Below are 26,920 nucleotides of genomic sequence, written 5' to 3'. Positions count from 1 at the left end.
CCATGACGATGACAACAAACACCACAGAAAATGTATTGGTGGTCGAAGCGCAGGCGATCGGCATGATCGGCGTCATTCGCTCGCTCGGCCGCGCAGGCTATCGCGTGCATGCGGCGGCGCGCGACCCGGAGGCACCGGGATTGCACTCACAGTTTGCCACCGTCAGCGTTACTCACCCGAGCTATGAACATGATGATTTTCTGCCGTGGCTGCGACGCTATATTCGCGAACAAGATATTCGTTGCATCGTGCCATCAGAAGGCTTTCTGATTGCCATTCGCGAGGCCTTTGATGAGTTTCGCGCGCTGCTGCCCGATGCCCCGGATGCCACCAGCTTATATCGCTGCTTTGCGAAAACCGAAGTGGAAAGCTGGTGTGCCGAACATGGCGATGAGGCGCTGAAACAACAAGTGCCAAAAGCGGCGGTGATGGCGCGTAATGATTCAATTTCCGCCTCCGACTTTCAATCCTGGCAATGGCCGCTGTGGTTGAAAACCGATGCCCGTGACGCCGACGATAATGCCTCGGGTGGTGTGCAAAAAATCGCGGCGCAAGCTGAACTGCAACAGGCGGTCAGCGGCGCACTCGACACGCACCGGCAATGTCTGCTGCAGGAACACGTACCGGGCGTCAAAGCCACCGTTAATCTCTGGCGTCATCAAGGCAAAATCCGCGCCCGATCGATGTGCGTCGCGATGCATGAAAACCCGCATACCGGCGGCCTGACCGCCTATCGAAAATTCTGGTGGCATGAAGCCATTTGCCGCGATGCTGAACGGCGTCTGGAAGTGCTCGACTGGAACGGTGTGGCGATGGTCGAGTACCGCTGGGATGCCGCCTCGCAACGATTCTGGTTTCTGGAGTTGAATGCCCGTTACTGGAATGCACTGAATCTGGATCTGTTGGCTGGCAAGGATTTTCCGCGCTGGCAGATCGATGCGTTTTTCGGCAAAACCATTCATGAAGATCTGTCACCAGGACCGGTTGGATTTGCTGCTCGTTACACGGTGCCTGCCGATATCGGTTATCTGATGTCACTGCTGCGTGACGGTAATGTCAGTGCCGGCAAAAAGCTGCGCGCTTGTATCGAATGGTGCTGGCTGGCGATCGATCCGCGGGTGAAATCGGATTTATGGTTCAAAGGCGATCGAGGTTTGTATTGGCGCGCCTGGAAAACGTTTTTCACCCGGCTCGGAAAACCGGCATGAGCGGCAAGCAGGTTTTCTGGCAGTTAACGCGCTGGCTCGGCATCAATGCCTTGGCGCGTGCACTAACGCGCAACGAAGCGCGCATTCTCTGTTATCACGGCTTCAGTTATCGTGATGAACACCGGTTTTCAGCGCCGCTGTTTATGCGCATCGAAACCTTCCGCCGCCGTTTGCAATTGTTGAGCGAACAAGGCTTTTCGATTATCTCGCTGGAAGAACTGACACAACGACTGGAGCAACAACGCTCACTGAACAATTGCCTGGTGATTACCGTCGATGATGGCTGGACCGGCTTTGCCGAGAAAGCCTGGCCGGAACTGCAGGCGCGAAAGCTCCCTTGCACACTGTACTTGACCACATGGTGTGTCGAGCATCAATTGCCAGTGCTGAATGTCGTGCGCCGCTATCTGCGTTGGCATGGTGTCTCGTTACCAGACAGCACCGGTGACGATACAGCCGACTGGACGGCGCTACAACAAGCGGCAACCAAAGCCGGTTTATCGCTGCACAACGAACAAACCAATGAAAAGCTGTTTCATTTAATCACCGCCGGAACGACTAAGCGGTTGCATGATCAAGGCTGCGATATCCAATTGCATACCCATCGACATCGGGTGCCGGAGCAAGATGCCTTGCTGCAAAAAGAGTTGAACGATAATCGCGACTTTCTGCACGGCATCATCGGTGACAAAGTATTGAATCATTTCTGTTACCCGAGTGGTGAATATCGGCGTGAACAATTTGCCGCGTTACGCGAGGCCGGCATCCGCAGTGCGACCACCACCGAGTTGGGTCTGGTTTGCGCCGGCGATGAACCGCTGGCATTGAAGCGGCTGCTCGATGCCGACGACATTTCCGAGGCAGAATTCCTTGCAGAATTATCCGGTTTGAAGACGCTGTTACGCCGACTGAAACAGCGCCTGCGGGGCCAGGCATCGTGAGTCGCAACAAGATCGCCAAAGGCTCGTTGATCTTGATTGCCAAGCGCTGGACCGTGCGCTTGCTCAGCGTGTTCAGCACGGTGATTCTGGCGCGCTTATTGGAGCCTTCCGAATTCGGTTTGCTGGCGCTGGCCTTGAGTTTTTCCATCCTGTTTGAAGTGCTGGCGGAATTCAATTTCGATTTCGCGCTGATTCGCACGACGGAACTGACCGACGAGCATTACCACACGGCCTGGACGCTGAACGTTATCGGCAACAGTGTCATTGCGCTGGCGCTCGGTTTGAGTGCGCCGCTGTTGGCCGAATTTGCGCAAGTGGAGCGGGCCACCGCCGTGCTGCAAGTGATCGCGCTCTGTTTCTTTTTCGATGGCTTGCAAAACATCGGCATGGTGCAGTGGCGCCGGCAACTGAGTTTCAGTCAGGAATTCCATCTGGAGTTCTGGCGCAAGGTGCTGGAAGTCGGTACCGCGTTGATCTGGGCGCTTGTTTCACCGACCGTCTGGGCTTTGGTCGCTGGTATGGCGGTTGGCCGGTTCAGCGGCGTAGCGCTTAGTTATGTATTGCACCCCTTTCGGCCACGATTTTGCCTGCAACACTGGCGCGAACTCTGGGGCTTTTCCGGTTGGGCCGTCGCCTACAACTTCGTCAACCGGATGGCTTACCGGGTCGACCATTTCCTGATCGCCCGCTTCAGCAACCTGACTTCGGTAGGCTTTTACAGCAATGCCCAGATGCTGGCGATGCTGCCGACCCAGGAAATCGTCTGGCCGGTCACCCGTGCGCTGTATCCGGGCTTCAGCTCAATGCTGCATGACAAGGCTCGTTTGCGCGCCGCCTATTTGAATGCACTCGGCGGCTTGCTCGCGTTGGCGATGCCACTGGCGGTCGGCATGGCGTTCTGTGCCCGCAGCGTTGTGCGGGTGTTACTGGGTGAGCAATGGCTTGATGCGACGCCATTGGTACAGGGTCTCGCCATCGCGCAGATCGTCGTGCTGTCGGCTGCCAGTGCCGTGCCACTGCTATTGGCGCTGGGCAAAATTCGCGGCCTGTTTTTCCGTTCATTGTTTCTGGTTGGTTATCGGGCAACGTTCTTCTATCTGGCTTTGACCTGGCTTGGCGTTGGGGGTGTCGTCTGGGCGGTGCTGGCTTCGGTGTTGATCACCACGCAATGGGATAACTTCATGGTGCTGCGCGCACTGGAGCTGCCCTATCGGCGCTACTTCCAGCAACTCTGGCGGCCGTTGCTGGCCGTTAGCCTGATGGCATTGGTGCTCTGGCAATGGCTGCCGGCGCTGGCGGAGGATGCCAGCGTCGTCGACGCGTTATTGCACTTGTTGCTGGCGGCGGTATTGGGCGGCCCGGTCTATCTCACGACCTTACTGCTCAGCTGGCGCTGGGCCGGTAAACCCGATGGCTTGGAGAAGCTGGCGCTTGGCTGGTTGCAGACACGCTTGGCGCGTTAAGCCCGCAACACTGCTGACAACCACTACACTGATTGTTACCGGCAACATCGACCGGTGCCGTTAGAGGAAGCGTCGAGGCAAATGCAGCGGTGGCCGTTTTCGCGTTGGTGTCTGGCATGGTTGCTGAGCAGTCTGCTCGGCTTGTTGTCGTTTTCGGCCATCGCCAATGCGAACACATTGGTCATTCGCTATCCGCGCCCGGAATCGGCCGACGACAAACGCGCCGACTACCCACTGAAGCTGCTGGCGCTAAGTCTTCAACAACCAAACCGCAACGTGGTTTTGCAACCCAGTCCGCACCCGATGCCTCAAAGCCGTGCGTTACGGCAACTTGCCAATCAGCAAATCGATGTCATGTGGACGATGACCAATCGCGAACGTGAACAGCAATTTCTGCCGGTGCGGATTCCGATTTACAAAGGCCTGATTGGCTGGCGCATTGCGTTGATCAAAACGGAACGGCAAGCGGAGTTCAGCGCCATGCAAGACCTTGCGCAACTGAAAGCCCTGCAGCTCGGCCAAGGACACGACTGGCCTGATACCGCGATACTGATGCATCACGGCTTTCAGGTCACCAGTGCCACCAATTACCACTCATTGTTCAAGATGCTGCATGCCGGTCGTATTGATTTTTTTCCACGCTCGATTGTTGAGATTTGGGGCGAGCTGGATAATCAACGCCATATGAATTTGGCCGTTGAGCAATCGTTTGCGCTGGTGTATCCGACAGCGTTTTATTTCTTCGTCAACAAACAAAATGTCGCGCTGGCAAAGATGATTGAACAAGGCTTGGAACAAGCGATTCGCGATGGGCGCTTCGAGCATTTGTTCTGGCAGTATCAGCGACCCTGGATCACAAAAGCGCAACTGGAGCAGCGCCGAATTTTTCGCTTGAATAATCCGGAGTTGCCGGAGGCAACCCCGTTGCAGCGCGCTGAATTATGGTTTCAAGCGCCGGCTACATCCGCACATGACTGATGATGTAGCGAAACTTGCCGTTCGCTTCGGTTGGAATATGCGCGCAGTGATTCAGTTTGACGCTGACCGATTGACCAAGGCGTGCCCGCATACCGTCGATCACTTGTTGATCACGCACCGCATCCCATTCCGTGGTAACCAACATCACTTCCAGCTCATCGACACTGTGCTGGATAATTCGGAAGCTATGTACGCCGGCAATATCACGCACCACATAAATCAGCGCCAAACCATGCATGGCGGTGCCGTCCTGGGCAAAAACAAAATCGGTGCTGCGCCCTTCAATGCGCTCCAGCATCGGCAGACCACGTCCGCAGCGGCAAGCTTGTGTGCTCAAGGCCGCGACATCGCCGGTGCGGTAACGGACAAACGGAAAATCGCTGGTGCGTAAATGGGTGATGGTGATCTCACCGCTTTCACCGGGGCGGCAGGGAGTACTGTCTTCACGCAAGATTTCGACAATGATGTCCTCGGCGGAAACATGCATGCCACCTTCCGGACATTCGTGAGCAATGAAGCCAGCGTCACGAGCGCCATAACCGTTGGCGACCGATGCGCCGAATTGCTCTCGAATCAACGCTCGTTGTTCTTCGTACAAACGCTCGGCCGTGACGAACACCACTTTCAATTCATTCTGCTTCAAATCGACATGATGCTGTTTGGCGTAAGCTGCCACCCGCGCCAAGGCACTGGGGTAGCCAAACAAATGCGCTGGCCGGAATGCTCGATAGCTTTTGATAAACTGCTTGATGCCTGATTCGCCCAGATCGAACGCCGGGAATAATTGCGTGCGCAGAAACTTGTCACGCAGATTCTTGATCCGATCTTGCGTGCCCACCTCGATCGGCGAACCCCATAGCACCAGCTCCTTATCGCCGATATCGACGCCCCACCAGCGCGTCGCCCGCCATTTTGCGGCAACATCGTGGCTGACCCGTTCACCGAGGAAAAAAATCAGCGGTTGTCCGGATGAACCACCGGTATTGAAGCGGGCAAGCTTGTTGGCAACGCGCGATTTGAACGCCTCGGTATTGGCTCGTAACGTTGGTTTATCCAGGCGTGGCAAGCGCTGCAGATCGTCCAGCGTCATGCTTGCCGGCTCAATATGATGTTCACTGAACAGGCGCTGATACCACGGCACATTGGCGGCTATGGTCGCAGCAAAACGGCGCAGATTCTGCAGCTGCATCGCCTGCAACGTTTCTGCATTGAACCACTGGCTTTGCTCCAAGGCGCGGCGCTGCGCGACACTGCTGTGCGACTTCAAGCGCTCATGCAATGGAAACAACACTGAGCGACAGAATCGAGTGTAGAGCGCAGTCATCGCGGCGTTTCCCGGCTGGTGGTCAGGCTATTGGCAAAGCGTGGTCTGGCGGGCTCTTCCGGTTTGCTTTCGACCGTCGCGGAAACGGTAACCGGTTGTCGCATCAGTACATCGAGCACCACAACCATCGCGATCAGGTGATAGAGCAAATCGAAGTAGCAAAGGCCCAGGAACAAACCGCCGGTGCCAAACGACACCATCGATACTTGCAACATGCTGGCAAAATTGAACGCCCAGGTTTCGTTACGGAGACGTGCTTTTTTGCGCAGGCTGCCGGCTTTGAAAAACGCCATCAGCAGCAAAGTCATGAACAAGCCAAACCCAATAAAGCCATGCTCGCCAAGAATTTTGAAATAGATACTGTGGGCATCATGAAAGTCGTAGGCGTCCGGCGCCCAGCGATGAAAATCTTTCGGATTAAAAGCATCAAAGCCGCCGCCGAACACCTCATCCTGGGCGCGATTGAACGCGTAACACCAGGCATTGATACGACCACCGGCGGAAGGGTCATGGCTTTGCACAATCGCGGTCATTTTGCCGCACCAAGTACTGGTGTTGATCGGCCGCAATAATGCCGATTCGGTTTTCTCGACTTTGATCGTCGCCATCCGTTCATGCCATTCGCTAGGCATAAAGAAATACAGAAACGGAATCAACACCAAACCGACCACCGCAATCGGCAATTTTTTATCGCTGCGCCACCAGAAGAACACCGACATCGCGGCCGCAGCCACGAGTGCGCCACGCGAATGGGTGCCGAGCGCCGCGATAAAGCACAGCAACATGCTGGCGGTCAGCGCATGCTTCTGCCAAACCTGATTCGCTTCAGTTTGCAAATAACGCAGCAGCGGCAGAATGGTCAGCAGCGTCAAGCCGAGTTCGTTATTGCCTTCGAAGAAGCCGCTCGGTGGCCCCCAGACCCGATCGCCACCGCCACTCAGCAACGTGAAAATACCGCCTTTGACACCGAAGAAAGCGATCGACAAGCTGATTACCGCGACCAGGGCATTCAGTCGTTGTTTGCTGTTGACCATGATCATCGTCAACACCGTGAACAACTGGATCTTCATGACTTTGTCGAACTGCTGTATCGCGTACGGCGTTCTTTCATTGATGAAATAGGAAGCGACCCACCAGAGCATCATCGTGAAATAAACGACAACGATGGCATTGATCGGAATTTTTTTCGGCTCTTTGCTGAATAGCCATGCCAGCAAGGCCAGGGCCCCAACGGCCGCTGCAATTGGCCAGTGCGCGATCATGCCCCAACCGAGTTTATGCGGCAGCATGTAGGCGACCCAACACCACATCAACAAGCCGAAGAACGGCCGGAACAGAATGACCGGCAAACCACTGGCAATCAGCAGTAGAAAGAAATAATCACGCATGGCGTTGTTTCCGTTGCGTTAACGCCGTTTGGTAAACCCGATACAAGCGCTGTCGCACCGATGACCAAAAGAATTCACGGGCCTTCTTATGGCCGTTATCGATTAGCTGCTGGCGCAAATCCTCACCATGATGCAGCTGCAAAATCGCCTCAGCCATCGCCTTGTGATCCCCGGCCTCGACCAATAGCGCATGCTCTTGATGTTGGCAAAGCACCGGAATACCGCCAACATTGGTGCTGACGATCGGAATGCCCGAGGCCATCGCCTCAATCAGTGAGTTCGGACTGTTATCCGCGCGACTGGGGTTGAGCAGCACACGGGTGGCCGCCAGCACCGCCAATAATTCCGGACGCGGTAAACGACCGGCAAAACGAACACTTGGCAGCACATCGAGTTCTGCCGCCAATGCCGCCAATCGTTCCCGTTCCGGCCCTTCACCGCAAAGAATTAACTGCGCATCCGGCACCTGCTTTTTCACTTCCGCCAATGCGCGTATGGCGCTGGCATTGTCGTACAGCGCCTCAAGATTACGCGTTACGGTAATCACCAGTTGCGGGTTTACTTGTTCGATCGGTTTGAACTGGCGTTCATCGAGAATATTCGGAATGATTTCCGCCGGCCAGCGATAACGGGCAAACACGCCTTGTAAAAACGCCGTCGGCACGATCAACTGATCAACCCGGTGCATGCTGTAGCGCACGCGCTTGATGGCCTTGGCCAGAAAGGATTCGGCCAAACCACCACGGTAGTTGACGATCACGGCGCAGCCATATTTGTCGGCGATATGAATGGCCGGCACCGCGAACAAATACCAGGACCAACCGCTATTGGCCATGACATGAACCAGATCGGCATCACGCAGAGCTCGATGCAAATGGCGACGATAAGCAAACAGTTTCAGCAGCGCGCGCAGCACCGGAATGCGATTGAGAAAAGCCGGTCGCAACTCCGGATTGCATGGCACCAACACCACCGACAATCCTTCATTCATCAGGCAACGCAGCAGCTGCTGGGTTTGCAGCGCCATACCGCCCATCGGTGGCGGGATTGGGCCGGCAATGACCAGGCGCTGGGCGCTCAAATCATCCATGGACACGGTCGACATCGCCGGTAACCTGCAGCGGTGATTGGCCAAAGTAAACGGCCTGATAACGGGCAACGGAATTGGCCCAGTTGCGCTCATGCAAAACGTAGTGGCGACCGGCATCAAGTATCGCTGGCCAATGTTCGCGCTCCGCCAGCACTTGCTGGATTTTGTCGACCAAGGCGTTGACGTTGTCGGCAGCAAACAGATAACCGTTGTCGCCATCGCGAATCAATTCATGATGACCGCCGACATCGGAAGCGAGTACCAGCTTTTTCTGCGCCATCGCTTCCAGAGGTTTCAAAGGTGTCACCAAATCCGTCAGGCGCATTTTGTGACGCGGGTAAACCAGCACATCGACCAGGCTGTAGTAATCGCCGACTTCAGCATGCGGAACCCGACCGACAAAAATCACCTGCTGTTCCAGCCCCAACTGCTTGGCTTGTGCTTTTAGCGCTTGCTCTTGCGGTCCGCCGCCGACCAGTAACAAACGCAAGTTTGGTTGAGAGGCTTTCAACTTGGCCATCGCATCGAGCAGCAAGTCGAGTCCTTCATAGGCATAGAACGAGCCGAGAAAACCGAGCACGGTGCAATCCTGCAAACCGAAACGCTGCAATAGCGTCGATTTTTTTTGCTCGATAACATCAAACTTTTCGATATCGACGGCATTGGGAATCACGGTGATTTTTTCCGCCGGAATACCGCGAGCAATGATGTCGTTTTTCAATCCTTCGCAAATGCAGGTGACGGCATCCGCTTGCCGGAATACCTTGGTTTCCAATGCACGCGTGATGCGATAACGCAGCGAGCCTTCTTTGGTCGTGCCATGGTCGACGGCCGCATCTTCCCAGAACGCCCGCACTTCATAAACAAAACGTATGCCCATTTCCTTGGCGACACTGGCTGCCGCCAAACCATTCAGACAGGGCGAGTGCGCATGAATGACATCCGGTTGGTGAATGCGTACCAGTGTGCGCAAACGGCGTCGCAGTTGGCGGACGATATGCCATTGATTCAACACCGGCAGTTTGCTCAGTAAACCGGTGTGTGGTGTGCGGTAAAAACGCAGACCATCGGCCTCTTCTTCTTCACCGCTAGCCGGATGCTTGCCACCGGTAACATGCTCGGTTTGCCAACCGCGCTCGTGCTGGGCTTTCAGGATCGAGCGCGAGCGAAACGTGTAGCCGGAATGCAGCGGCAAAGAATGATCAAAAACATGAAGAATGCGCATCGTATCGATCCATTAATGAACGCGGTCCGTGTTGTTGCCGGCAGCTTGCGCCGACCAGAACAGCACGCCTTGCTGGTCGCTGTTCAGATTCTGCTGACCGGCTATCGTAAACGTTTTGCCGGCAGGCAGACCGGTATAGAGTACACAAGCTTGTTGACCAAGCGGTAACGGGGTCTCGGCTTTCGGCGCGATCAGGAAATGATGCCAGCGGCACTGCGTGCCATCGACAATCCATTGCTGTTCGTCGTTGGCTACCAATGTTGCCTTGCTGGCCGGAAATTGATCGCTGGCCAGCGCGATGTCGAGCAAATGCAGATTGTGCATTTTCGGCAAGGCTTCCTGAATTTCGATGCGCCAGGCCGGATTATCGAGCCAGGGCTGATCCTGGGACGGGCGATTGACCAGCATGCCGTCCAGGTCACTGTCGTCGCCATCTGCCTCGACATAAAAACGATAGAACTCGCCGCCAACAATATGCGCTTTCACCGCACCGGGCGCCAACACATTCAACAGCGCCCGGCCACGGCCATTGCTGATGCCGAACGTCGAATGCTCAGTGACGATGATGCCGTCCTGCTGGGTGCCGGCACGGACAATACCTTCGCTGAATACCGGCTTGTGCACGGTGTGGAACAGCGATTTGGCGACATAATCGGCGTTGGTTTTATGAATATCGTCAGCAATCAACAACCGTTTTTCTTGCGGCCAGTAAACCAGCCAGCGCTGCACACGACTGACCTTACCGCCTTCATTGTTCTCGTCATACCAGGTGCTGTTATAGGCCTTGGTCAAATCCGCCTGCAGCAACAGGAACTGCGCTGGCTGGTAGGCGTAAGCTTTTACCTCACCACCGGCCAGATGCGGTCCAGTAGTTCGCAACGATTGCCAATGACTAACACTGGTTACAGCCGCGCCGGTCGGCTGGGTGATGCGCTGACCGCCATCGGCGACCACGTGCTTGAACAAGTGATTCGGCTTTACCCGCTCATCCGGACGCAGCACCAGCAACGAATTTTTCGCCACCGTGCGCAAAGAGAAATACAAACGATTATCGGAAAAAATCGAACCGTAGCGTGAGGCATTGACGAACAATGGCGCGTGATAAAACAGCGAGAAATGACCGGCATCATAGTTGCCGTGATGGCTCAGCGAATCGCCAGCGCGAGCGCTCAGGAACACCGGCTCCTCGGCACTGAGGTCATGGTAGTACAGTTGATTCATGACGCCGGCGCCAAACAATTTGGCATTCGGTTCACCTTGCCACAACCAGCGCAGATCTGGCTCGGCTTTTTCCGGCAGCGGTTGCTTTGGTGTGCGAGCAAACGGCACGATCCATTTGTAATCGTAGTAATAGCCGTGCGTGCGTTTGTTGATGGCAAGATAACGCGACAAGCGCGCCAATGCCGGGTCGTCGCAAAGTCGCACGGCCATATCGATCACCGGTCGGGTTTCTTCATTGAGATCCACCCGTGAACCTTCATCGGATTGCGGTTCAATTTGTCCATCCGGACGCAAGGCATAGAACGGCCAACGCATTTGCTGACAATAGCCGTCGATTAGCGCCTGATCGCGGGTCGCTTCAGTCACGGCATTTTGATAAACGCTAGCCGCCAACACGAACGCAAACGCGCGGTTTTGAATCCAGTAGTTGTAACCTTCAGGCCAGGCTTCGGTGAGTTTTACCGCCTGACTCAAATCGGCAAAATGCTGCCAGGCTTCCATGAACAGGGATTTGTCCTGCTCATTGTGCTGGCCTAATGACGCGGCGATAACGAAGGCATGCGCCGCCAGCGTCGCACGATGATGAAACAGCGTCGCTGAATCGGCGTTCAGCACGGACAGCGTCTGCTGCAATGCTTCGCGTAGCTTGGCTTCGATCATCTGTTGTTCGCCGGCCGGCAAGCCTTCGATCATCAGCAAATCAAACAGCAGCGCCAAACGCCAACCGTTGGTGGTCACGGCTGCATCTTCCGCCTTGATTAACTTGAAACGCTCGGCGACGCCGCGCATCTGTTGTCGTGCTTCCGGGCTGCCGGTTTGCACATAACAACTCATCTGGCTGAACAGCGCTTCATCATTGCAGCCACGAAACCGGCTGGTGGCATCGCTTTCATCGCGTGGATATTGTTTCGCAAAAAGTGCTTCAAATTGCGCCGGGCTTTTTCCTTGCAGTTCCGGCAATAACAGCCTTGGTCTGGCGTCAATCAAAGCCGGTGGTGGTGGAGTGACTGTGTTGGCACGTGGCAGCGGCGCCGACACGTCGGCGGCATCGTCCGATTGGCAGTGGCAGAGCGCACCGACGAGCAATAACGCCAGCGCAGCCCGTGTCCAACGCGCCATCAGGCCGACTCCATTTGCGCCTGCAAGGGCTGCAGGTTGCCGTGCCAATCATAGTGGGCACGGATGTAACGCAAGCAGCGCTCGACCGGCACTGGCGTCTGCAGAAAATGTTGGCAGCGCCCGATGTAATCGGCACGCGAACCCGCGCTCAGCTCGTCGAGCAATGGGTCGCGCTGCAATCCTTCCAGAGCTTCCGGCGTACTGACCACGGCTTTGCCCATGCTCAGTCCTTCAAGCACTTTATTCTGCAAACCACGCGCGATGCGCATAGGCGCGACGGCCAACGCGGCGTGTTGCAGATACGGCCGCACATCCGGCACCCGTCCGGTTACCGTGATACCTTCACGTTTCGCCAACGCCTGCACCCGTTCGGCCGGTTTGCTGCCGACAATATAGAAATGCAGTGCCGGGTTTTGTTGACGCAACGCCGGCAACACTTGATCAGCAAACCATTGCACCGCGTCGGCATTGGCGTAGTAATCCATGGCGCCGGTGAACACGATGGCTTTACGCTCTGCCGGGAACGGCGTGTCGAACGCCGCGGTCGCATCAAAATACTGTTGATCAACACCATTGCGATAGAAACCCAAGCGCTGAAATTGCCGCGCGCTTTCGCGCTCAAACAGAGCTTGTTCTTCCGGCGTTACGAACCAGCAGGCGTCGTACTGCTCAGCAATGCTTTTCTCGCGCGTCAGCAAGCGGCGGAACTCGGTGGCGAACACCCATGACATCGGTGGTTTATGCGATTGCGAATACTGCTTCCACTTGTAGGAGTCCATGTCAACGAAATCCATAAAGCGGTGCAAACCGTCGTGCGCGTTCAAGTACTGCGCCATAGGTGTGCTGTAACAAAAGGCATGGCGAATATCATGCTGTTCAATTAAGCGATTGACTTCGCGTTGCACGGCAGCGAAACGATAGAACGCATCGGTGAATGTGCCGCCGAGCAACAAGCCGCTGAGCGCTCGCAACTTTGCTGCCGTCGGCTTGATACGTTGAATATGAATCGACGCGCAGATATCACGCAGCGCATCGCGATACTGCTCATCATTGTCATCGTCGATAAACGTGACCAGATGAATACGCCAACGCTCGGCCAGAAATTTCAGCAGGTGATACGAACGGATCTTGTCGCCTTTGTTCGGCGGAAACGGCAGACGATGACAGAGCAGCAACAAATCCTTCACGCCGCCACCCCCGTTGGTTTGGCGTAACGCAGGAAGCGGGCGAACATGCTCAAGGTCCAAAGCGGTGCCGAATAATCACGGACGCCGCTAAAATGCTGTTCAAGCAGGTGACGGATATAACGCGGATTGAATAAACCGAGCTCATGCAGTTCACCGGCCGTCAGCTCCTGCTCCAGCGTCTGCCTCAGCGGACCGCGGAACCAATTGGCGAGCGGCACCGCAAAGCCCATTTTTTTCCGGTACATCAAATCGTGCGGCAAATACGATTTCATCGCGCTTTTCAGCAAATGTTTGCCGTCGCTGCCATTCAATTTCCACTCCGGTGGCAGACCCGACATCCAATCGACAAAGTCGGCATCAAGAAAAGGCACGCGCACTTCCAACGCATGCGCCATGCTGGCGCGATCAACCTTGGTCAGAATGTCACCGACCAAATAGGTTTTGAAATCGAGGTACTGCACCAGGCTCATTGGATGTTCGGTCGGTGCCTTCGCGGCATGGCGCTGCATCACTTCACCAGCATGGTAGCCAGCCAATAATTTTCTCAGTTCGTTGCTGGCCAGCTGTGGCCGCATATCGTCTTTAAAAATGCTGACGGCGTGAAAATAGGCTTCAACGCTCTCGCGCGCTAAACCTTGGAAGGTTGCTTTGGCGCGCAAGAAGCGCGGCGCGAAATCGAGCTTTGGATAGACTTTACCGAGCGTGCCGAAAATGGCTTTGCGCAAACCGAGCGGCAGCGTCTGCCGCATACGTTCCTCGCGCATATGCCATAGATAGCGCCGATAGCCGGCAAGATTCTCGTCACCACCATCGCCGCTCAACACCACCGTTACCCGTTCGCGTGCCAGCTGACAGACCCGGTATGTTGGCAATGCCGAACTGTCCGCGTAAGGCTCGTCATAAACCTCCGCCAGCTTGTCGATCAAAGAAAAGTCATTTGGATCGACTTCACGGACAAAATGATTGGTCTTATAACGGTCAGCAATCTGCTGGGCATAAACGGTTTCGTTGAACGCCGGGTCGCCAAAGCTGATCGCGCAGGTGTTGACTGGCTTGTCGCTGAGGCCCGCCATCATCGCCACCACGGACGAAGAATCGACACCACCGGACAGGAACGCGCCAAGAGGCACTTCTGACATCAAGCGAATTTTCACTGCTTCGCGCAGTCGCTCGACCAGTTCCTGCTCAGCCTGCTTTTGGTCCAGTGCTGGCCTCGCCTGGAATGACACATCCCAGAACGTACGGATCGATTCGATGCCAGCGCGCGATACCCACATGGCGCTGGCCGGCGGCAGCTTGTAGACATTTTTATAAATGCTTTTCGGTTCCGGCACATAACCGTAGGCAAAATATTCCTCGATGGCTTGCGCATCCATGATGCGCTGCAGACGCGGGTGCGCGGTCAGCACTTTCAACTCACTGCCGAACACGAAATCGTCGTTGTCGAGCTCAGCATAGTAGAGCGGCTTCTTGCCGAGATGATCACGCGCCAGGAACACGCCATCGCGACGCTGATCGTAAATGGCAAACGCAAACATGCCGCGCAGGCGTTCGACACATTTTTCCTGCCATTCGATCCAGGCGTGCAACAGCACTTCAGTATCGGAATGGGTCAGGAAACGATGACCGAGATTGGCCAGCTCATCACGCAAGGCTACGAAGTTGTAAATCTCGCCGTTGAACACCAGCGCAATCTTTTTGTCCTCACTGAGCATCGGTTGCTGGCCGCTGGCCAGATCGATAATCGATAACCGGCGATGACCAAGACCAACGCCATCAGCGCGAAACAGGCCACTTTCATCAGGGCCGCGATGAGCAATGATGTCCGTGATTTTTTTCAGCAAGGATTCATCGATCGGCTTTTTATTGTGTAGGGTGAAAATCCCCGAAATGCCACACATTCAGGCTACTTCCTCAATCAGGTCAGTATTCGCCAGATACAATTGTTGATAGCGAGCCAGCATACCTTGCAGGCTGAACAGCTTTTCGGCTCGGGCGCGCGCCTGCTGGCGATGCTGTTGCAACAATGCCGGCTGCTTGGCATAGCGCAACAGATACTCAGCCATTTTGTCGGCATCACCTTTTTCGACCAAAAACCCCGATTCGCCGTCGGCAACCAATTCCCGGTTGCCGCCAACATCGGTAGCAATTACCGGCAAGCCCGATGCCATCGCTTCGAGAATCGTATTGGAAATACCTTCGGCATTTGAGCCGAGCAAAAACACATCGGCTTCACGCATGCGCAAATCCACTGCCTCGCTGGCACCAGCAAAATGCACCTGCAGCGCCAGATGGTGTTCACTGACCCAGTCCTGGCATTCGCTCAGCAGCGGGCCATCACCGACCATGGTCAATCGCATGGTCGTTTCCGGTGATGCGGCCACGGCCTGGGCAAACGCGTTCAATATCAGTTGCGGATTTTTTACCGTTTGAAAGCGACCGACATAGATGGCTTCCAGGCTATTGCCGGTGGATGCGGATTTTTCCGCTGGATGAAAGCGTTGACAGTCGACACCATTGCAAAGCGTTTCAATACGTGCCGCATCGATACCGACTTTATCGCGAAGATAGCCAGCAATTTCGCCGGACAAGGCAACAATCCGGTGCGCGTACGGTAACAACAAACGACGTAGCCGCTGATTCTTCTTGTTGTTGCCATCGGCATCATCCTGATCGCGGCCGTGTTCACTGTGAATGCGCAGCGGCACCCGCGCGAAGAATGCCGGAATCAGCATATCGAGCGCCGACAGATTGCGAGTATGAATGACATCGGGACGGTGGCGACGCAGCAACTGATACATACGCCAATAGATCTTCAGATCCTTGCCCGGCAGCTTGTGCAGTTCGATCAATTGCACCCGGGGATTTTTCAGTCGGCGTGCGAATATCGGATCGACATCGGTAAGGCTGACAACGATGTGATCAATTGCGCTATCGGTCAAGCCATTGATGATATTGACGACGCCATTTTCCAGGCCGCCGACCGCGAACCGGTGCAACACATGCATCACCGTCAGGCTCATGGCGTCAGCTCCAGTGTCGCGGCCAATTGCTGCAAGCGCTGCTGCAAAGCCGGCTCATTCAATCGCGCTTCCTGTTCCGGCGGATAAATGATCACAAGCTGATAAGCCGGTGATGCGCGCTCAAGCAGCTGTGCTTGCAACTGATGCCATTTCACTTGCCAGCCTTTGCGTAACTGACCATCGGCAAACAAGGGCAGGTTGACCATGCCGATGGCTCGCTGATGATGATTGCGCAAACGGTAGCTGGTAACCGCTTGTTGATTGAGCTGCACAACCGGATTGCCAATCAGGTCCCAATAGGAATCGTCGTACAACTGATGAGCGCTGCTGATCAATTCACTGCCAGCTTGTTCCTGAGGAAAATAGCCCAGCACAAACTGCCAATCGCCGTCCTGCCATTGACGCTGCCATGCGGCGCCACGAAACCGGACGCCAAGCAGATCCTGTTTGATTTCCTGCATCGGCGCCGCAAATGCCTGCAAATCCGGCTGCAAAGTCGGTGCCTGACTCTCACGTTCGGCCAACAAGGAACTGACCACCAACATGGCCAAACCAAGCCCGGCCACCGGATAAAATGAATGACGCGTCAGCGGCACCAGAAGCTGTTCGCTTGTTTCGCTTTTGCTGACCGGCTCGGCAAACATTTGGCCGATAAAGAACATCAGCAGGATCACGACGCCGAAAAAGATCCAACCGTAAATCAGATGATCTATACCGACCGCGTATTCGTTATTGGTTTTATACGCGATGTAGATAATCATGAACGCGCGTATGCCATTGGCGATAATCGGCACAACGATGCTCAAGCCGATAAAGGCCGCTTTGCGCCATATCGATTGATAATATAAATGCGCGAACAAGGTGCCGAGTGCCAGCGCGGCAATCAAGTAGCTGATGCCGCTGCATGCTTCGGCGACCAGAAAGCTGCCGGTCGGAATTTCGATTAGGCGACCATCGGTAAAGGTTGGAATGTCGATCGCACGCAGCATCGCCACCGCCATTTCGGCCGTGACATCCTGCAGGGCAGGCACCAGGAACTCGCCAAACGGTACGGCAAAATAGAGATACAACAGGGCAAAGTGATTGAGTCGCGCAAACGCATTGCCAAAAACCATCCACAACAGCGCAATAACTGCGGTAACCAGCGCAAAATGCAGCGCCGCGTTCACCTTGGTCAGACTGGCTACGACAATCAGGAAACTCGCGACGGACAGCAACGCAAAACCGATCCAACTCGACTGTGGAGCATGCTGCATCCACTGACTGCGGTTTTGATAAATCAGCCAGCCGGAAATAAAGGGAATCAACAGACAATGATTAAAGGTTTTGGCGTTCCACCAGATTTGCGCCATCGATTTCATCGCGTCGTAGTGCAAGGCGATCAATGCCAAAAGCAAACCCGCACAGATCAAGGCCGGGCGCAGAAATACCTGCGTCAGTGGCGGTGGATTACGGCTCATCATATCAACCCACATAACGGGACAGCATCGGTCCCAGCATTCGGCTCAAACCCAACGGCAAGCGCTTCCATAGCGCTATCATCAACGCGTACTTCGGGTTGTTCGGGTTGACTTCCGGCATCGTGGTAGCGCGCACCAGGTAATATTGATAGGGCAATGCCTCGGGTTCAAAACCCCAATTCTTCTTGAATGAGAACGCGCCGGTTCCCGCTTTGCTGCGGCCAAAATCAAACAGTCGGGCGCCACGGGCAGCGGCATGTTGCATTAACTGCCAGTACATGAAGTCATTGGCGGCGACCACACGTGCGGCGTCTGTACCGCCACCGTAGTACGGCAGCACTTCGTCACGGAAATAGAAGCTCATGACACTGGCGACCGGTTTGCCCTGATCGCGTACGGTCAACACATCGATGTCCTGGGCAAATTGCTCACGCAATACCTGAAAATATTGACGCGGAAACGCTGGCGTACCGAGATTGCGGACACTGGTATCGTAGCAATAGAGAAAATCCTGCCAATCGTCATCTATCGTGTGCTGCAAACCATTGCTGATGCCTTTGCGCACCATTGCCCGCTGCTTGCGCGGAATGGCTTTCATGTCGGTGTCGATATCGCCAGTGATTTCACGGCGGAATGAATAGTACAGGGACTTGGTTGGCGCATTGTCGAGCAAGGCTTCCCGGCAGCGAATTTCCAGATCATCGACCTGTAACGTTTCCGCTTTTTGGATCGCTACCTGTAACAGCGACTGGGCAATACGATCGTTGTCGGCCAACGGCCCGCCATAAACGCAGAACGGCAGTGCCGACAAATGATGACCGAACAACCAGCTTTTCACTTCCGCCATCGGCAGCACGCCGACGATTTGGTCGTCGCGGCGCGCCAGCAAAAAATGCGGCTTGTGGCCAAGCCCTTTCTGCATCACCTGATACCAGCCGGCTCGATGAAAGAATGTGCCTTCCTGATGGCCCAATACATACGCGTCCCAGGCCGGCGCGCTGGCTGGTGTATACCACTCAATGGTGAAGTCGTTTGCTGCCATGTCCATGCTTACACCAAATCAAAAACCGGTGTCGGCCGGGTCAGAAAAATATCGTCCATGCGGCCCCAGGAAAAATCTTTCAGTAACTGACTCAGGCGATCATGAGTGCGATGCAAATTCAGATAGTGGCGTACGCGTGTTTTCCAGGACAGACCATTCGGTCGTGGCTGCTCCGGATCGATCTCCCAAGGATGCAGATAAAACACCGCCGGAAACTGGTCGCTATCGTTCACCTGTTGAATCAGGTAGCGCGACATCGCATACGGAAACAGACGAAAGAAACCGCCGCCACCTGCCGGTACATTACGGCCAAAAACTTGCGCGGTAGTGACAGGAATCTCAATCAATTGTTGTGCCCGCGCTGGCCGGAACGGGGTGCGTGGCGCATCCGGAATACCATATAGATCGCGTTTGACCGGATAGATACTGGAGCTGTAGGCGTAACCGGCTTGCTGCAATTCTTCCAGAGCCCAAAGATTGTCGCGGGTAATCGAATAACTGGCGGCGCGATAGCCTCGTACCGCGACACCTGCACACTGCTCCAGAATCGTTTTCGACTGGCGGATGTCAGCCGCGAACTGCTCGCGGGTTTGGGTGTAGGCGCGGGTGTGATCCATGCCATGACAGGCCAGCTCATGACCGTTGTCGGCGATTTGCTGAATCAAATTCGGATAACGCTCGGCAACCCAGCCAAGCACAAAAAACGTCGCTTGTATGCCGCGCTCGGCGAACAACGCCAACAGTTTCTCGGTGTTACGTTCGACAAAGCAGGGCCATTGCTGCCATTGTTCGCGGGCGATATACGGCTCCATCGCCGAGACTTGAAAATAGTCTTCGACATCGACGGTCATCGCATTACGAATTGTGCTTCCATTCACGCCAGTCATCAGTATTTATAAATCCATTCGGCAACGAGCCGGTTTTCCTTGAAATTCAGTGCCAGCTCTTCGCGGTCACTATCCTGTTCGCTGTACTGCCAGTAAAAACCCCATTTGGTTTTCAGCGACAAGGCCTGCTCCATGCCGGCCCGGTACATCGTCGTGATTTCTTTGGCGCCATCGCTGTCGTAGGTGGTATCACGAATATTGACGCGACCGACAAACGACCAGCCAGCAACCACCGGAATCGTTGCCGTGATGTTGCCGCCAATCGAATCGCCGTTTAGCGTCACTCGATTCAAGTATTCACGGGTTTCCTGATAAACGTTGATGGCCGTGCGCATGCGCCGGCCATCGTAGGTGAAACCAATTTCACCGCGCTCACGCAAAAAGTCATCATCGGCCAACGCGAAATTGCCAATCGGAATGACCAAGGGATTGCCGGTGTTCGGATCAATGATCGGATTGCCATCCGGGTCGACGATCGGAATCAGCGTTTCGCCCTCGAGAATCAAGAACTGCTCGTTGGTGATCGATTCGTCATAGCGCGCATAAAGCTGGGAACGACGACCACGCCAACGAATATTGACGCTCTGTGATTCGCCGGTGTTGATACCAACATCCGATTCTCTGGCGACCAACTCCACTTCGGTACGGCGACTGGGTTGCCAGCGCAGCGAACCTTCGGAGTAACGGTCGCCATGCAACGCCGATAAGGTCAGCCTAGGCGTTGGGTACCAACTGAAACCGCCAGCATAGTATTCGCCATTGACACCGCGCTCGACGCCATCAATGAAGTTTTCACTGTAACCACCTTGAGCAATCAATGACCAGCGCGTTGATAAGCGATAACCAAGATTGACCGATGCCGAGCGAAACTCCGATTGCGCCGCCGATTCATTGGCGCGCTCAATGCTCGATTCGGTGCCACTCAAAGCCCAGGTGAAACGTGAACCAGACGCGCGATTGCTGATGTTAACGACATAGCGCTCGGTGTCGGCATCGTTCAGACTTTCCGCCTCGTCTTCATCGTCCAGATCAAAGTTAACGGTCGATTGCTCGGCACGCAGCAAATAGTCAATACCACCGCCGGTACGATGCTGGATATACGGCGAAATGCGATAACTGTAGAAATCGGAGCGATCGCCGGTCAGGGCGATATTGTCAAACGATGCGCGCTGATTTAGCGAGCTCAGACGCTGACCGTATTCGCCATCGACATCGAGAAAAAGGTATTGGTTAATCAGCGTACTGGTGGTCGACAATGTAAAGTTGGGATTAACGACGACGCTGTCGCCGTCCTCATTTTCATTGTTGGTGTAGCCAAGAATCTGCGCTTCCAGATCCATGTCCATGACGAATCGGCGACTGCGCTGTGACCAGTGAACGCCTGGTTTGATTTCGACGACGAAATCATCCTGCTCGTCTTCATCACTGAGAAATACGTTGTCGGTGTAAATGCCGCGCGCGGACAAGCGCGGTGTTACCGTCGATTGTGCTTCAGCAATGCCTTGAAGGCTGACAGCCGTCAGCACGCCGTACACAGCCATAACGCGAAACCGATAAGACAGCAGCGCGTTTGTTCTCCGCAAACGTCCGGCTGTCATGATCAGTACCCGTAACCGTAGCCATAACCGTAGTAACCGGCTTCGCGTTCATGCCGGGTTTTGTTCAGCACAAAGCCGACTGCCGTTTCCGGCAGACTACCGAGCCGTTCCAGCGCTTCGCGAACATCGGAACGCGTGGTGCGCTCGGCTTCGACGACGATAACGATCTGCCCCATCAAATGCGCCAACACGCAGGATTCGGTGGTGGCGAGCAGTGGCGGTGAATCGAAAATGACCACACGGTCGCTGTAACGGGTCGAAAGCTCGACCGTAAGCGCCTGCATCGCATCGGAAGCGAGCAGTTCGGTTGATAAATGGTGAGGATTGCCAGCCGGCAATACCGACAGCGTAGGCAAATCCGTTTTCAGCATCAGATCCGATAAATCCAGACTCGGATTGATCAGGTAATCCACCAGTCCGCGCTGACTGGAGTAGCCGAGCAAATTACCTAGCGCTGGCCGCACGACATCGCAATCGACCAGCAAGACCGTTTTGTCGCGCTCGGCAGCAATACTTAAAGCGAGATTGGCCGCGTTAAACGTTTTGCCTTCGCCGGGATGAGCGCTGCTGACCATGATCAGATTGGCGTGTTTCAAAATGCTGGTGCCTTTGCCGGCAGCATTCATCAGCAACGGCCGTTTGATATGGCGGAACTCTTCCTTGATTTGGCTGCGTGCGGTGTCGGGTACGACCATACCGAGATCATGCAAACGCTTCAAATCCAGCGTCAAATCGACTGGCCGATCATCAAGCGGCAAGGTCACGCTTTCGCCAGTGCTGGATTCTTGCAGCACCGGTTTTTGTAAAGGACTGGCTTGCTCCGGTTTGGCCGGCGCTTCCTGCAGGGCCAAACGGGCCGCGGCTTTTTCAATTAAATCCATGGCGCGCTCCTTAACTTCCACTGCCACTGACGCGGGCTATCGTTTGCAAATAAACGAGGCCGCCGTACACCGGCAATAAGGCGCTGATCAACGCCAGAAAAACCCAGTTTTTCACCCGGCGGATTCTTTGTGCTTGCGGGCTCAATACCAGGGACACCGTACCGAATACCGGCACCTGCATTTGTTGCATCAACATGCGCGGGCTATCAAACGTGCTGAGTACTTGCGAAATCACCAGCGCGACGGCAAAACCCGCACCCAACGCGACCGCGAACACACCACTCAGTAACAACAAACGATTGGGACCAACCGGCTCCGGCGGTACCCGCGGTGGGTCGATGACTTTGAACGAAATGTCGCTGGTGTTCTGCTCGCGATCCTGCGAAATACGCGCTTGTTCGCGCTTTTGAATCAGTTTGTCGTAGTTCTGTTTGGTGACATCGTAATCCCGAGTCAACTGGCCTAACTCCTGCTCGATCTGCGGCAGGATATAGACTTTCTTGTCCAGCTCTTCGGCTTTGGCGCGGTACTCCGCGACTTTGACTCGCAATGAAGCCGCACGTGCTTCGGCTTCGCTGGCAGAAATTTTCAGTTGCTGGAACACCGGATTGGTTTCCAGTGGCATGCCACCGGTTGTCGCGCTGGCGCCGGCCTTCAATGCTTCCTGACGCTGCTTCAGTAATTCATCGATGCGGGAGCGGGTGTTGACGACATCCGGATGTTTATCGGTGTAGCGCGTCAGCAGCTCATCCAAATTGCTTTGCAGACGGGCAATACGCGAATCCAGCTCCGGCACCGACGTGGTTACCGATGGTGGCGCCATCATGCCGAACGTTGGCGATTCGCCGGTCAGCTGACGTTGCAACTCGGCGGCCAGGTTTTCTGCTTGGCGCAACTCCAGTTCTGCCTCTTCAACGCGGCTATTGGCTTCCTGCAAGCGCTGGTAATAATCCTTGCCTTGTTCCGGCATCAAACCGAGATTTTTGCGTTTGAAATCTTTTAAACGGTTTTCCGATTCCAGCAGACGCTGCGAATATTCATCAATTTGCTTTTCGAGGAAGCGCTGAGCGCTATTGGTATCTTGACGAGTGTCGCCGAGTGCCTTTTCGATGAACAGGTTCAGCAAGGCCTGTACGACCCGCTTGGCCTGCGCCGGATCATCATCGGTGTAGCTGATGAAATACAGTTCGTTGTTGCCAGCTCGACGGAAGTTCAAATTTTTCTCAAGCTGATTGACCACCTTGTCAAATTCACCATCACTGGTTGTCTTCAAATCCAGATCGGCAGTACGCACCACTTTTTCTAAATTTGGCCGTGACTTAATGGTCTGTTGCAGTTGCCGAATGCGTTCCGGCGATGACACCGGCACGGTCATGTCGTTCAGCAATGGCTGCAGAATCGAATAACTGTCAACCTGGACCCTAGCAGTGGCTTCGTATTGATCCGGTTGGTAAATGACGAAGGCCCAACCGGCAATGGAGAGGGTCCAGGCTACTAGCAGCGCATACCAACGCTGACGCCAGATTCCCCGGATATAGGAAAGTAATTGTTCAACAATATCTTGCATGGTGGCATTCCCTGCTAACCCGGCCTCGCGTCCATGCGCCGGCCGGCTACGGCATTAATTAAAAGAAGGATTCCGGAATAATGATGACGTCGCCCGGCAGCAGTTCAGCATTGGCGGTGATGTCGCCATCCTTGATCAAATCAGTCAGGCGCACGGTGTATTCACGCTGCTGGCCTTCGACAATACGGGTCAGAATGGCGCCATTGCCGTTGGCGTAATCGGTCAAGCCGCCGACGGCGATCATCGCGTCCAGCAGCGTCATGTGTTGGCGATAGGACAGCGATTGTGGTTTCGCCGCTTCGCCCACCACGCGGATTTGCTCGGCGAATGGCCCAACAAAACCGGTCATTGTGACGGTAACGATCGGATCTTTGATATAAGCACCGAGCGCTTTTTCCAAATCACGGGCCAATTGTGTTGGGGTTTTGTTGGCAGCCATGACGTCTTCGACCAGCGGCGCGGTGATGCGGCCGTCCGGGCGAACGGTAACAGTGGTAGAAACTTCCGAGTTACGCCAAACGAAGATGCTCATCGAATCGCCCGGGCCAATCAGGTATTGGTAGCGGTCCGGATCGGTCGTGAACGGTTGATTCAATGGTGCTGAAGGCAGCGGTTCGCGGCTGCTGCAGGCAGCCAGTACAAGCACAATCAGCGGGAAAAGCAGAAAGGTGTGGCGCATAGACATCGTCCTTAATTTGCGGTGATTTGCCCGTTGGCTCCATCCAGGGTGCTCTATTGTTATACCGATTCGCACGATTGGCAAGAAACCTGACACTAATTTGTCCGAAAAACATTCACCTGCCTAATCGGCTTGTGCACTGCGTCGCGAATCGGGCTATAAATTGGGGGTGGTTATGGGCGATGATCGGTAGCGCGGCAACCCAAACCTGCTCGCATAACGTATCGCCAAAAGCTGTTTGCAATGCCAGACAAAACCTGAGAAATTCTCGATCCGTCCAGTCTCGTCCAACCAGTTCCGAGGATAACGTGAGCAGCCGCCAATCGCTGGGCAAGGAGCGCATACGCTTTTTGCTGTTAGAAGGTATTCATCCCCGCGCCGTCGATTACCTGAAGTCAGACGGATATACCAATATCGCCTATTTCGAGAAGTCGCTGCCGCCCGATCAGCTGGGGCAGGAGCTGAGCCAGGCCCATTTCATCGGCATTCGTTCCAATACCAAGCTGACCGCCGATTTGCTCGCCAAAGCGCCGAAACTGGCCGCCGTCGGCTGCTTCTGTATCGGCACCAATCAGGTCGATTTGGATGCTGCTCAGCAGCTCGGCGTGCCAGTGTTCAATGCGCCATTTGCCAATACCCGCTCGGTGGCCGAATTGGTGCTTGGTGAAATCATTCTGCTGTTGCGCCGGATTCCGGAAAAAAATGCCGCGACCCATCGCGGCGAATGGCTGAAAGCCGCTGAAGGCAGCTTTGAAGCACGCGGTAAAACGCTGGGCATTATTGGCTACGGCCATATCGGCACCCAGCTTGGCATTCTCGCTGAGAATCTCGGCATGCGGGTGCAGTTCTACGATATCGAAAACAAACTAAGCCTCGGCAATGCCAATGCCGTCAACAGCCTGCAGGAGTTGCTGGCGACCAGTGATGTCGTGACGCTGCATGTGCCGGAAACGGCACAAACCAAAAACATGATCGGCGAAGCGCAGTTGTCGACGATGAAAAAAGGCGCGCTGCTAATTAATGCCTCGCGCGGCACTGTCGTTGATATTGATGCGCTGTACAACGTGTTGAAAAGCGGTCATCTGGCTGGCGCCGCGATCGATGTGTTTCCGAAAGAACCGAAATCGAACAAGGAAGAATTTGTGTCGCCTTTGCGCGAATTCGACAACGTTATCCTGACGCCGCATATCGGCGGTTCGACGCAGGAAGCGCAGGCCGCAATTGGCATCGAAGTGATCGAAAAACTGGTCAAATATTCCAATAACGGCTCGACCCTGTCGGCGGTGAATTTTCCGGAAGTCAGTTTGCCGGAACATGCCGGTAAACATCGCATTCTGCACATTCACAAAAACGAACCAGGCATTCTGCGCCAGGTCAACAGCGTGTTTTCTGACATGGGCGTCAACATCTCAGCCCAGTACCTGCAAACCAATGCCAATATCGGTTATGTCGTCATTGATATCGATTCCGAGTCGAGCGATGCCGCATTCGAGAAGCTGAAAGCCATTCAGGGCACGATTCGGGCGCGATTGCTGTATTGAGGATCGTGTTATCACGCAGAAAAGGGAGCTACAGCTCCCTTTTTTCTTGTCGCGTGGGCGAGTAAGCTCGATAAATACCTTGGCAGCGCAAAAAGGCAGAACATGACTCGCACCGCGTTTGTCACCGGCGCCACGGGTTTCGTTGGCACCAATCTGGTCGCCGCATTGTTGGCACAACAATGGCGCGTACTGGCCTTGGTGCGCAACCCGGAACGTATCAGCTATCTGTCGCGTTTCAACATCGAATTGATCGAAGGCGACCTCGACGATGCTGCGCAACTGGCGAAACGAATTCCGGCGCAATGTGACGCGGTGTTTCACGTCGCCGGCGACACCAGCCTGTGGCCACCGCACCGAGCGCGCCAATACCGCACCAATGTGCTCGGCACTCGCCATATGGTGCAGGCAGCACTGCAACAAAAAGTGCGCCGCTTTATTCATACCAGCTCCATTTCAGCCTTCGGTGAGCGCGACGATGTCGTCGATGAGCTGAGCACACCACGTGGCGCGGAGAGTTCGATTCACTATTATCAAACCAAGGCACTGGCTGAGCAGGAAGTACGGGCCGGTATCAGCCAGGGTTTGCCGGCGGTACTGATCAATCCTTGTCATATTCTCGGCCCTTACGACACCAGTAACTGGGCGCGCCTATTCCGCCTGCTGAAGCGCGGTGAATTACCGGGCATTCCGCCGGGCACCGGCATGTTCTGCGATGTCCGCGACGTGGCGCGTGCCCACATTGCTGCCGTTGATAAGGGTCGACTGGGCCTCAACTATTTTCTCGGTGGTGAGCCGATCCGTTTTCTCGATTTGATGCAACTGGCGGCCGAGCGCTTGCAGGTGCCTTGCCCTTCTCGCACGGTGCCGAAATCGCTGCTCTATTTGCTTGGCGCCAGCAAGGAACTGATCGCCAGCTTCACCGGCGAGGAGCCGGACATCACCCGCGAAAGTGCCCGCATCGTCTGTGGCCATGTGCGCTGCAACAGCGATGCGGCGATTCGTGATCTCGATTACCAAATTTCCCCGGCACAACAATTGGTCAACGACACCCTGAATTGGCTGCAACAGGAAAATCAACTGTAAATAACGCAAAAACCT

At 55.0% G+C, this 26,920-nt stretch carries 21 protein-coding genes; 6 read left to right on the top strand and 15 right to left on the bottom strand.

What is annotated here, in order from left to right; translation table 11 throughout:
- The first annotated feature begins 2 nt into the window (after positions 1-2).
- From E2H98_RS10570 to E2H98_RS10555, 4 genes are all read left to right on the top strand, one after another.
- Complete coding sequence (locus E2H98_RS10570) at positions 3-1,208, top strand: hypothetical protein (protein WP_157591343.1); 1,206 nt, start codon at positions 3-5, stop codon at positions 1,206-1,208.
- A complete protein-coding gene (locus E2H98_RS10565) occupies positions 1,205-2,149 on the top strand; it encodes a polysaccharide deacetylase family protein (RefSeq protein ID WP_157591342.1) in 945 nt (314 codons plus the stop codon). The genes E2H98_RS10570 and E2H98_RS10565 overlap by 4 nt, the downstream gene beginning before the upstream one ends.
- Complete coding sequence (locus E2H98_RS10560) at positions 2,146-3,612, top strand: lipopolysaccharide biosynthesis protein (protein ID WP_133589434.1); 1,467 nt, start codon at positions 2,146-2,148, stop codon at positions 3,610-3,612. The genes E2H98_RS10565 and E2H98_RS10560 overlap by 4 nt, the downstream gene beginning before the upstream one ends.
- 81 nt (positions 3,613-3,693) lie before the next feature.
- Positions 3,694-4,590, top strand: a complete 897-nt coding sequence (locus tag E2H98_RS10555) for a substrate-binding periplasmic protein (protein WP_133589436.1) — start codon at positions 3,694-3,696, stop codon at positions 4,588-4,590.
- Here E2H98_RS10555 and E2H98_RS10550 read toward each other — a convergent pair.
- The 15 genes from E2H98_RS10550 to E2H98_RS10480 are packed head-to-tail and all read right to left on the bottom strand — an operon-like array spanning position 4,571 to position 24,281.
- Positions 4,571-5,914, bottom strand: a complete 1,344-nt coding sequence (locus E2H98_RS10550) for a phenylacetate--CoA ligase family protein (protein WP_133589438.1) — start codon at positions 5,912-5,914, stop codon at positions 4,571-4,573. The two genes, E2H98_RS10555 and E2H98_RS10550, sit on opposite strands and share 20 nt — an antisense overlap.
- The gene (locus tag E2H98_RS10545) at positions 5,911-7,302 is read right to left on the bottom strand and encodes a putative O-glycosylation ligase, exosortase A system-associated (protein WP_133589440.1); all 1,392 of its coding nucleotides are present in this window, start codon (positions 7,300-7,302) and stop codon (positions 5,911-5,913) included. Before E2H98_RS10545 ends, E2H98_RS10550 begins: the two co-directional genes overlap by 4 nt.
- Positions 7,295-8,407 (bottom strand): glycosyltransferase family 4 protein, encoded by a 1,113-nt coding sequence (locus tag E2H98_RS10540; RefSeq protein ID WP_198325096.1) that lies wholly within the window; start codon positions 8,405-8,407, stop codon positions 7,295-7,297. Before E2H98_RS10540 ends, E2H98_RS10545 begins: the two co-directional genes overlap by 8 nt.
- Complete coding sequence (locus E2H98_RS10535; RefSeq protein WP_133589442.1) at positions 8,385-9,617, bottom strand: TIGR04063 family PEP-CTERM/XrtA system glycosyltransferase; 1,233 nt, start codon at positions 9,615-9,617, stop codon at positions 8,385-8,387. Before E2H98_RS10535 ends, E2H98_RS10540 begins: the two co-directional genes overlap by 23 nt.
- A gap of 12 nt (positions 9,618-9,629) precedes the next feature.
- Positions 9,630-11,957 (bottom strand): hypothetical protein, encoded by a 2,328-nt coding sequence (locus E2H98_RS10530; protein WP_133589444.1) that lies wholly within the window; start codon positions 11,955-11,957, stop codon positions 9,630-9,632.
- Positions 11,957-13,144 carry a TIGR03087 family PEP-CTERM/XrtA system glycosyltransferase gene (locus E2H98_RS10525; RefSeq protein WP_157591341.1) on the bottom strand — a complete coding sequence of 396 codons (1,188 nt, stop codon included), beginning with the start codon at positions 13,142-13,144 and terminating at the stop codon, positions 11,957-11,959. The genes E2H98_RS10530 and E2H98_RS10525 overlap by 1 nt, the downstream gene beginning before the upstream one ends.
- Positions 13,141-15,045, bottom strand: coding sequence for an XrtA/PEP-CTERM system amidotransferase (locus tag E2H98_RS10520; protein ID WP_133589448.1), 1,905 nt, complete (start codon positions 15,043-15,045; stop codon positions 13,141-13,143). The genes E2H98_RS10525 and E2H98_RS10520 overlap by 4 nt, the downstream gene beginning before the upstream one ends.
- Positions 15,046-16,167: a TIGR03088 family PEP-CTERM/XrtA system glycosyltransferase gene (locus E2H98_RS10515; RefSeq protein ID WP_133589449.1), complete on the bottom strand. Its 1,122-nt coding sequence runs from the start codon at positions 16,165-16,167 to the stop codon at positions 15,046-15,048.
- A complete protein-coding gene (xrtA, locus tag E2H98_RS10510) occupies positions 16,164-17,630 on the bottom strand; it encodes an exosortase A (RefSeq protein ID WP_157591340.1) in 1,467 nt (488 codons plus the stop codon). The genes E2H98_RS10515 and xrtA overlap by 4 nt, the downstream gene beginning before the upstream one ends.
- 1 nt (position 17,631) lies before the next feature.
- Positions 17,632-18,675, bottom strand: coding sequence for a FemAB family XrtA/PEP-CTERM system-associated protein (locus E2H98_RS10505; protein ID WP_133589453.1), 1,044 nt, complete (start codon positions 18,673-18,675; stop codon positions 17,632-17,634).
- Between the two features lie 2 nt (positions 18,676-18,677).
- Complete coding sequence (locus E2H98_RS10500) at positions 18,678-19,556, bottom strand: XrtA system polysaccharide deacetylase (protein ID WP_133589455.1); 879 nt, start codon at positions 19,554-19,556, stop codon at positions 18,678-18,680.
- Positions 19,556-21,097 (bottom strand): TIGR03016 family PEP-CTERM system-associated outer membrane protein, encoded by a 1,542-nt coding sequence (locus E2H98_RS10495; RefSeq protein ID WP_157591339.1) that lies wholly within the window; start codon positions 21,095-21,097, stop codon positions 19,556-19,558. The genes E2H98_RS10500 and E2H98_RS10495 overlap by 1 nt, the downstream gene beginning before the upstream one ends.
- 59 nt (positions 21,098-21,156) lie before the next feature.
- Positions 21,157-22,035 carry an XrtA-associated tyrosine autokinase gene (locus E2H98_RS10490; protein WP_133589459.1) on the bottom strand — a complete coding sequence of 293 codons (879 nt, stop codon included), beginning with the start codon at positions 22,033-22,035 and terminating at the stop codon, positions 21,157-21,159.
- A 10-nt stretch (positions 22,036-22,045) separates the two neighbouring features.
- A complete protein-coding gene (locus tag E2H98_RS10485; protein ID WP_133589460.1) occupies positions 22,046-23,602 on the bottom strand; it encodes an XrtA system polysaccharide chain length determinant in 1,557 nt (518 codons plus the stop codon).
- Between the two features lie 58 nt (positions 23,603-23,660).
- Entirely contained in the window at positions 23,661-24,281 is a 621-nt protein-coding gene (locus E2H98_RS10480; protein WP_198325094.1) for an XrtA/PEP-CTERM system exopolysaccharide export protein, read from the bottom strand.
- Positions 24,282-24,589: 308 nt separating this feature from the next.
- On the opposite strand from E2H98_RS10480, the gene serA reads away from it, so the two are divergent.
- Positions 24,590-25,822: a phosphoglycerate dehydrogenase gene (serA, locus tag E2H98_RS10475; protein WP_232475405.1), complete on the top strand. Its 1,233-nt coding sequence runs from the start codon at positions 24,590-24,592 to the stop codon at positions 25,820-25,822.
- A gap of 102 nt (positions 25,823-25,924) precedes the next feature.
- The gene (locus E2H98_RS10470; protein WP_133589466.1) at positions 25,925-26,905 is read left to right on the top strand and encodes an SDR family oxidoreductase; all 981 of its coding nucleotides are present in this window, start codon (positions 25,925-25,927) and stop codon (positions 26,903-26,905) included.
- The last annotated feature ends 15 nt before the right edge of the window (positions 26,906-26,920 follow it).

This window comes from Permianibacter aggregans (assembly GCF_009756665.1).
GTDB lineage: Bacteria > Pseudomonadota > Gammaproteobacteria > Enterobacterales > Permianibacteraceae > Permianibacter > Permianibacter aggregans.
This window is presented reverse-complemented; position numbering and strand designations above follow the sequence as displayed.

Coding starts and splice junctions, on each gene's coding strand:
- E2H98_RS10515 (WP_133589449.1), bottom strand. CDS start 16,167: ATGAGCCTGACGGTGATGCATGTGTTGCACCGGTTCGCGGTCGGCGGC.
- E2H98_RS10535 (WP_133589442.1), bottom strand. CDS start 9,617: ATGCGCATTCTTCATGTTTTTGATCATTCTTTGCCGCTGCATTCCGGC.
- xrtA (WP_157591340.1), bottom strand. CDS start 17,630: ATGATGAGCCGTAATCCACCGCCACTGACGCAGGTATTTCTGCGCCCG.
- E2H98_RS10555 (WP_133589436.1), top strand. CDS start 3,694: ATGCAGCGGTGGCCGTTTTCGCGTTGGTGTCTGGCATGGTTGCTGAGC.
- E2H98_RS10500 (WP_133589455.1), bottom strand. CDS start 19,556: ATGACTGGCGTGAATGGAAGCACAATTCGTAATGCGATGACCGTCGAT.
- E2H98_RS10470 (WP_133589466.1), top strand. CDS start 25,925: ATGACTCGCACCGCGTTTGTCACCGGCGCCACGGGTTTCGTTGGCACC.
- E2H98_RS10565 (WP_157591342.1), top strand. CDS start 1,205: ATGAGCGGCAAGCAGGTTTTCTGGCAGTTAACGCGCTGGCTCGGCATC.
- E2H98_RS10490 (WP_133589459.1), bottom strand. CDS start 22,035: ATGGATTTAATTGAAAAAGCCGCGGCCCGTTTGGCCCTGCAGGAAGCG.
- E2H98_RS10520 (WP_133589448.1), bottom strand. CDS start 15,045: ATGTGTGGCATTTCGGGGATTTTCACCCTACACAATAAAAAGCCGATC.
- E2H98_RS10485 (WP_133589460.1), bottom strand. CDS start 23,602: ATGCAAGATATTGTTGAACAATTACTTTCCTATATCCGGGGAATCTGG.
- E2H98_RS10495 (WP_157591339.1), bottom strand. CDS start 21,097: ATGGCTGTGTACGGCGTGCTGACGGCTGTCAGCCTTCAAGGCATTGCT.
- E2H98_RS10480 (WP_198325094.1), bottom strand. CDS start 24,281: ATGCGCCACACCTTTCTGCTTTTCCCGCTGATTGTGCTTGTACTGGCT.
- E2H98_RS10530 (WP_133589444.1), bottom strand. CDS start 11,957: ATGGCGCGTTGGACACGGGCTGCGCTGGCGTTATTGCTCGTCGGTGCG.
- E2H98_RS10540 (WP_198325096.1), bottom strand. CDS start 8,407: ATGTCGACCGTGTCCATGGATGATTTGAGCGCCCAGCGCCTGGTCATT.
- E2H98_RS10570 (WP_157591343.1), top strand. CDS start 3: ATGACGATGACAACAAACACCACAGAAAATGTATTGGTGGTCGAAGCG.
- E2H98_RS10545 (WP_133589440.1), bottom strand. CDS start 7,302: ATGCGTGATTATTTCTTTCTACTGCTGATTGCCAGTGGTTTGCCGGTC.
- E2H98_RS10505 (WP_133589453.1), bottom strand. CDS start 18,675: ATGGACATGGCAGCAAACGACTTCACCATTGAGTGGTATACACCAGCC.
- E2H98_RS10550 (WP_133589438.1), bottom strand. CDS start 5,914: ATGACTGCGCTCTACACTCGATTCTGTCGCTCAGTGTTGTTTCCATTG.